Raw genomic sequence first — 6,084 nt, forward strand, 5'->3', positions numbered from 1 at the left:
GGTGCTGGGGGGAGGCGAAGATCGTCTCCCCCCAGCTATTATACTCGTCAAATCCGCAAAGGATTTACATGCCCATCGGGCACTTTTTGCCCTTCGCCTCGTAAGCCTTGCAAATCTCGGCCGTGATATTCATCACGCGCGACTTGATCGACTCGATCTTGGTGCGGGCAACCAAGTACTTACCGCCGTTGAAGTCGCCTTCGGCAACGGTAAATTCGGAACCCAGATTGGTCAGGTCGTTCTTAATCAGTTCCAGCTCGGCCTTATTGTCCTTGCCCATCGGCGCCTTGCCCAGGAGCACCATCGCGGAATCCAGCAGGCCCTTGGCCTCGGCCATCATCCCGGTGACTTCCTGCTTGACGCGCTCTTTTTCGGCATTGGCCTGGTTGATCACGTCGGCAGTCATGCCGGTCACGCGCTCAAACATCGCCTTGGATTCGCCATAGCTGCGGAAAAGTGCGAACTTGCCATCCTGTTCGGTCTTCATCGCCATCGCCGCGTTCAAGCTGTCGGTCAGCATGCGGAAGGCCTGCGGAACGTACTGCTCCGCTTCGGCGGCTTTGACGTTGTTGATCGCGCTCTGCGCGGCCGCCATCTCAGCTTCCGGCGGCTTGCTGCAGCCGGCCATCACCACTAACGAAATGGCGATAACGGCTAACAAGATTTTCTTCATTGTGGTACTTCCTTTCTTCCCCGCCCGACTGGGTCAAAAAAAAAAGGACACGCGAAGCCTGTCCAGCTTTACACCCATCCCGGCGGAGGTCTCTCTGTTTAGTTGATCTATTCTTCTCATTCTCCGGATGACGGCATCCGGACCGTTCCCACTGATTGTTCCAGTTGCGCTCATCAACTCCAAAATCGTGTGCTTGCGCAACCTTTCACAATCCCTCCTTCAATGGGCGCAGAATCTAAAGCGCTCAACAAGGCCTGTCAACAAATATTTTGAGGAACTTTGTCGCAATATCGATCATTGCCGTGCCGGCGGTGTCGACTACAGAAGTATCCCCATGCGGTGAAACTTGACACGTGTAAGCTGTTCAGAATCAAGCGATTCAGGAAAGCAACAACGGGTGCGAGCTCGTTCGCACCCGTGTTGGAACACCTGCCGACGTCGCTGCCGGCTTTCGTTTATGCCGTCGCCGACAAGTGTCGTTCCTTGGCTCTTAAAAGGGAAGCATTTGCAGCGAAGTAAGCTGCATTTCGGTGTCATTAATCATATCGCCCTTGGCGTAGCCACGGAAACAGACCTGGAAGTCAGCCAATTCAACCTCTTCGCCCTGCATTCCGAGCAGAACTGTGTTTTCGTCAATATGCCCGGTCAGAATCGACCCGCCCGCAAGGGGCATGAGCTGGATGGTGCTGTTCGCCAGATTCGGGGTCAGCAGCAGCACTTCGAATTCAACCAGACTGGAGACTTCTTCAACGGCGGGCCCGCTGTCTTTGACCGCCGTGGTGACCGCTTGACCCTGGTTTCCGGCGCTGCCGAGGCTGGCGACCGGCGCGGCTTCCGGCGCATAGGGGGCTTCATTCGAGCAACCCCAGAGCGACGTCAGTAGCATGATTCCTGTGGCCAGACGGCCGAGCGATAGTCGAGTGTGGTTCATGGTGTTCCCTCCCAAGCATGTGAAAACTCTGTTGCAGCCGGCAGCAGGCCGAATGAGACTAACATCAATCAGAGATCGACATAGTCCGTGTTCGTACAGGCCAGGATCGAGAATTTCAGTGCTGAGACCGAATTCGACGGCGACCTGATGATTTGGCTGAGCCTGATCCGGGTTGCGCGCCCCTTGACTTTGTCGCCCCTTGTTGCCTACCTTAGCGACTTCGTTACCGGCGGTCGAGGTTGACCGTCGAAAACCGGGCAATCTCCATCAGGAAGCAGGCAATGAGCGAGAAATATATCTTCACGATGTTGCGGCTGGACAAATACTATGGCCAGAAGCAAGTACTCAAGAACATCAATCTGAGTTTCTATCCGGGCGCCAAGATCGGCATCGTCGGCGAGAACGGCTCCGGCAAGTCGACGGTTTTGCGGATTATGGCCGGCCTTGACGATCAGTTTCAAGGCACAGCCCAACTGCTCGGCAATTTCCGTTCCGGCATTGTTCTGCAGGAACCGCTGCTTGAGGAGACGCTCACAGTCCGCCAATCGGTGGAGCAGGCGTTTGGTGAGATTACGTCCAAGCTCAATGAGTACAACGAGATAACGACCAAGATGGGTGAACCGCTGGACGACGATCAAATGACCAAGTTGATGGAGCGGATGGGGGTTCTGCAAGAGCAGTTGGATGCGTTGGATGCCTGGAATCTTGACGTGCACATCCGGGTGGCTGCCGACGCACTTTGCCTGCCGGACGATGACCGAGTTGTCGGTACACTTTCGGGCGGCGAGAAGCGCCGGGTGGCCTTGTGCAAAGCGCTGCTCGAGCGGCCCGACTTGCTGCTCCTGGACGAACCGACCAACCATCTGGACGCCGAGACCGTGGATTGGCTGGAGGAGCAGTTGCGCGACTACCCCGGCACGGTCATCATTGTGACGCACGACCGCTATTTCCTCGACAATATCACCAAGTGGATTCTCGAGCTGGATGGTGGCCGCGGCATTCCCTATTCGGGCAATTATACATCGTGGCTGGAGCAGAAGCTGGAGCGGCTGGCCGGCGAGGAGAAAAAGGACACGCCGCGATCGCGCATGCTGCAGCGGGAACTGGCCTGGATCAAGATGACCAACAAGGACCGGCAGCAATTGTCGCGTTCGCGTATCATCGAGTACGAGCAGCTGGTGGCGCGCGAGGAGGCTGCGGCCAAGGAAGGTGGCGGCAATATTGTCATTGCGCCCGGGCCGGAACTGGGTGATCAGGTGATCACTTTCGACAAGGTTGCCAAGCAGTACGGCGACCGCGTGATCTTCAAAGATGTCAGTTTCAATGTGCCCCGTTCGGCAATTGTCGGCTTAGTCGGACCGAACGGTACCGGCAAGACGACGATGTTCCGCCTGATCGTCGACCAGGAAAAGCCGACGGCCGGCGAAGTCAAGGTCGGCAGCACGGTGCAACTGGCGTACGTCGATCAGGAGCGCGATACGCTGACCGGTGCACAAAGTCTGATCGAAGAAGTTGGCGGCGGTGCGGACAATGTCATGCTGGGTAAGATCGAAGTTCCGATCCGGCAGTACCTGGCCCGTTTTGGATTCAAGGGATCGGACCAGCAGAAGACGGTCGGGGAGCTTTCGGGTGGCGAGCGCAACCGCTGTCACTTAGCGAAAGTGCTCAAGTCGGGCGGCAACGTGTTGTTGCTGGACGAACCGACCAACGACCTCGATGTCAACATGCTGCGCAATCTCGAGGAGGCGATCCAGAACTTCACGGGCTGCGTGATGGTGATCAGCCACGATCGTTTCTTCCTGGATCGCGTGTGCACGCACCTGCTGATTTTCGAAGGCGAAGGCCAGGTACGTTGGTTTGAGGGGAACTATCGCGAGTACGAGGATTGGCACAAGCGTGAGCTGGGCGGGCGGCCGTTCGAAAACCGCCGCAATCGGTACCGTAAGATCGTCAAGGCGTAGCTGTTGCGCGGGATCGTGGTCGTGTGTCCAACCCAAGTTTTCGCAAGCAATTCGGGGCAATTTTGCTTACATTGCGTCGAGTTTTCGGGCGACGATGCCCTCGCCCGGCGCCGAACGACGATGCCGAACCAACCCGCCACATATTCCGCCACGATCATGGATCACTTTCTGCATCCGCGCAACGGTGGCATGCTTGCCACACCGACCCTTCGCGTAGCGGTCACCAACGAGCTGTGCGGCGACGAAATGACGATGACGATCAACCTGCGGGATGGCCGGATCAGCGAGGCCCGGTTTCAATCGTTCGGATGTGCGGTGGCGATTGCGACGGCGTCGATGTTGACCGAGGCGATTACGGGAAAGACGCAGGCAGAAGCCGACGTTGCGGCTGCGGCGGTGTTCGCGACGGTCGAACGCGATACCCGCGGCGAGAAGGAACACTGCCGGTCGATGGTGCGTCGCATCTGGGAACAGGCGGCCGAACAAATGCGCAGACTGAGTTAGTTTAGCGATAAGGAGAACCGCCATGGCGGACGTAAAGAAAGAGATCGAGGAGATTATCAAGATCGGCATCAAGACCGAGATTGAGGGCCAGTATTTCTACTCGACGCTGGCGCAGCAGGTAAAAAATCCGGAGGCGCGCAAGAAGATTGAGCAATTGGCGATGGACGAGGTCAACCACGAACGGCGCTTGCGCGAACTGTACAAGCAGTTTGTCGGCCAGGAGGTGACCGATCTCCCACCACAGGGACTGGCAATCTTCAAGAATGCGTTCGGTGACAGACCGCTTGCCGAAGCGGACAAGTTTCGTTTGATTGACCTGGCGATGGAAGCGGAGCGTCTGACCGCCGTGCACTACAAGAACGGCGAAGGCAAGACCAAGGATCCGCAGACGCGCGCCGTATTTGCTGAGTTGGTCGCCGAAGAGGACGGCCACTACGATACGCTGGCCGCCGAGCGTGAAGCCCTGCGCGGCAACATCAACTGGTTTGCCTATGAAGGCTCCCAGATGCTGGAAGAGTAATCTACGAGTCGTCCATCAACGGATGGAAGGAGATCGATATGACTGCGGAAGTGTTTGATATTACCATCATCGGCGGCGGACCGGCCGGGCTGTTCGCCTCGTTCTACGCCGGCCTGCGCGATGCCAGGACGAAGATCATTGAGTCGACCGGTGAACTGGGCGGCGCGCTGATTCACGAGTATCCCGACGAGGTCCTGCGCGATGTTGCCGGTTTCGTGCTGATCACGGCGCGCAAGCTGGCCGAGAATTTCATCGAGCAGGCGACGATGTACGAGCATGTCATTCTCAAGAATGAGACGGTCAGCGCCTGCGAATTCGACAAGGCCGCCAAGGTGTGGACGGTGACGACCGACAAGGGTGCGCACAAGTCCAAAGCCGTCGTCCTGGCGCTGGGATCGCTGGAGAAAGTTCAGAAGAAGAGCAAGGGCTTGATCGAATCGCTCAAGAAGCAGGGGGTCAAGATCAACGAACAGGGGATTGCCGTGGATGCCACGATGAACGCCAGCGTGCCGGGACTTTATGCGTGCGGCGACTTCATCAGCAAGGCCAAGGAGCTGAATTTCATCTCGATGGCGACGGCCGAGGCGGCGATCGCGGTCAATAACGCCAAGAAGTATGTCAACCCCGAGGTTGATACGTTCCCCGGTTACTCGACCGACTTGAAAAAGGACAAGCCCAACTATCACACGAATCCGTTGGCTGATTAGGTCACGGCAATCGGTGAGACATTAGACGGGCGCGGCTTGCCGCGTCCGTTTTGTTGTTGGGGAGCATGGGGGCGACGGTGTGGCGAGGATAGCAGGTTGCCCCACGAAGCGCGTGGAAAGTCGTCATACGGCGAGAGTCGAAGGCGCTTCGCAGGAAGACCTGCCGGAACGATATATGCGAGCGGTGACGATTCCCGCCCCTACAGGTGAGGAGTACGGCCGGAGTTCGAAGAGCCCGACTGAAGTCGGCGCTGCAGGATGCCAGAAATGAATTGGGCTAACGTCCTGAATTTGTTTGACGAGGAGATCGGAAGGGGAGGGTGGGAGTGAAGTCAGAATGTTCTTGAAGCGCGGACCCAATTAATCTATCTTGACTAAACTTGTCAGAATTGGAAAGCGGTTCTGCAGGCGAACCTTTTACGAATGGAGGCGTTACATGTTTGTGATGATGAATAGGATGTCAGTTCCGGAAGAACACCGGGAGCGTTTTGAAGAGATGTTTCGCACCCGGGCGCGGGCGGTCGATCGCCGCCCGGGGTTTATCCGCGCTGAGATCCTCAAGCCGCGGCAGGGGAATGAATACATTGTCATGACTCACTGGGAATCGGAACAGGCATTCGAAAGTTGGACCAAGAGCCAGGAATATTTGGAAGGCCACAAGCGCGTGGGCGAGTTCAAGGGCGGTGACGGGCGGGTGGCGCTGACCTCGAGCATCGAAAAGTATGAAGTATTTGCCACCTGAGTCGCAGCAGTCGGAAGCAGCCGAGATCGAAATCGACGTTGACACC

7 protein-coding genes are annotated in these 6,084 nt (G+C 57.2%); 5 read left to right on the plus strand and 2 right to left on the minus strand.

Annotated features, from left to right (window positions below):
• Positions 1 to 64: 64 nt before the first annotated feature.
• Together IT585_14495 and IT585_14500 are read right to left on the minus strand one after the other, a co-directional pair.
• On the minus strand, positions 65 to 673 hold the full coding sequence (locus tag IT585_14495; GenBank protein ID MCC6964459.1) for a DUF4398 domain-containing protein: 609 nt from the start codon (positions 671 to 673) through the stop codon (positions 65 to 67).
• A gap of 490 nt (positions 674 to 1,163) precedes the next feature.
• On the minus strand, positions 1,164 to 1,604 hold the full coding sequence (locus IT585_14500; GenBank protein ID MCC6964460.1) for a hypothetical protein: 441 nt from the start codon (positions 1,602 to 1,604) through the stop codon (positions 1,164 to 1,166).
• Between the two features lie 281 nt (positions 1,605 to 1,885).
• Here IT585_14500 and ettA point away from each other — a divergent pair, with 281 nt between their 5' ends.
• The 5 genes from ettA (at position 1,886) to IT585_14525 (ending at position 6,038) form a co-directional block, all read left to right on the plus strand.
• Positions 1,886 to 3,565: an energy-dependent translational throttle protein EttA gene (gene ettA, locus IT585_14505; protein MCC6964461.1), complete on the plus strand. Its 1,680-nt coding sequence runs from the start codon at positions 1,886 to 1,888 to the stop codon at positions 3,563 to 3,565.
• A gap of 120 nt (positions 3,566 to 3,685) precedes the next feature.
• A complete protein-coding gene (locus tag IT585_14510) occupies positions 3,686 to 4,069 on the plus strand; it encodes an iron-sulfur cluster assembly scaffold protein (protein MCC6964462.1) in 384 nt (127 codons plus the stop codon).
• A gap of 22 nt (positions 4,070 to 4,091) precedes the next feature.
• Complete coding sequence (locus tag IT585_14515; GenBank protein MCC6964463.1) at positions 4,092 to 4,589, plus strand: ferritin family protein; 498 nt, start codon at positions 4,092 to 4,094, stop codon at positions 4,587 to 4,589.
• A 38-nt stretch (positions 4,590 to 4,627) separates the two neighbouring features.
• Positions 4,628 to 5,296, plus strand: coding sequence for an FAD-dependent oxidoreductase (locus tag IT585_14520; protein MCC6964464.1), 669 nt, complete (start codon positions 4,628 to 4,630; stop codon positions 5,294 to 5,296).
• A 436-nt stretch (positions 5,297 to 5,732) separates the two neighbouring features.
• The gene (locus tag IT585_14525; GenBank protein MCC6964465.1) at positions 5,733 to 6,038 is read left to right on the plus strand and encodes an antibiotic biosynthesis monooxygenase; all 306 of its coding nucleotides are present in this window, start codon (positions 5,733 to 5,735) and stop codon (positions 6,036 to 6,038) included.
• The last annotated feature ends 46 nt before the right edge of the window (positions 6,039 to 6,084 follow it).

Source organism: Candidatus Zixiibacteriota bacterium, assembly GCA_020853795.1.
GTDB lineage: Bacteria > Zixibacteria > MSB-5A5 > CAIYYT01 > CAIYYT01 > JADJGC01.

What these genes read in the sequence shown, in the direction of transcription:
- IT585_14495 (MCC6964459.1), bottom strand. Translation starts at nt 673, where the DNA reads ATGAAGAAAATCTTGTTAGCCGTTATCGCCATTTCGTTAGTGGTGATG.
- IT585_14500 (MCC6964460.1), bottom strand. Translation starts at nt 1,604, where the DNA reads ATGAACCACACTCGACTATCGCTCGGCCGTCTGGCCACAGGAATCATG.
- ettA (MCC6964461.1), top strand. Translation starts at nt 1,886, where the DNA reads ATGAGCGAGAAATATATCTTCACGATGTTGCGGCTGGACAAATACTAT.
- IT585_14510 (MCC6964462.1), top strand. Translation starts at nt 3,686, where the DNA reads ATGCCGAACCAACCCGCCACATATTCCGCCACGATCATGGATCACTTT.
- IT585_14515 (MCC6964463.1), top strand. Translation starts at nt 4,092, where the DNA reads ATGGCGGACGTAAAGAAAGAGATCGAGGAGATTATCAAGATCGGCATC.
- IT585_14520 (MCC6964464.1), top strand. Translation starts at nt 4,628, where the DNA reads ATGACTGCGGAAGTGTTTGATATTACCATCATCGGCGGCGGACCGGCC.
- IT585_14525 (MCC6964465.1), top strand. Translation starts at nt 5,733, where the DNA reads ATGTTTGTGATGATGAATAGGATGTCAGTTCCGGAAGAACACCGGGAG.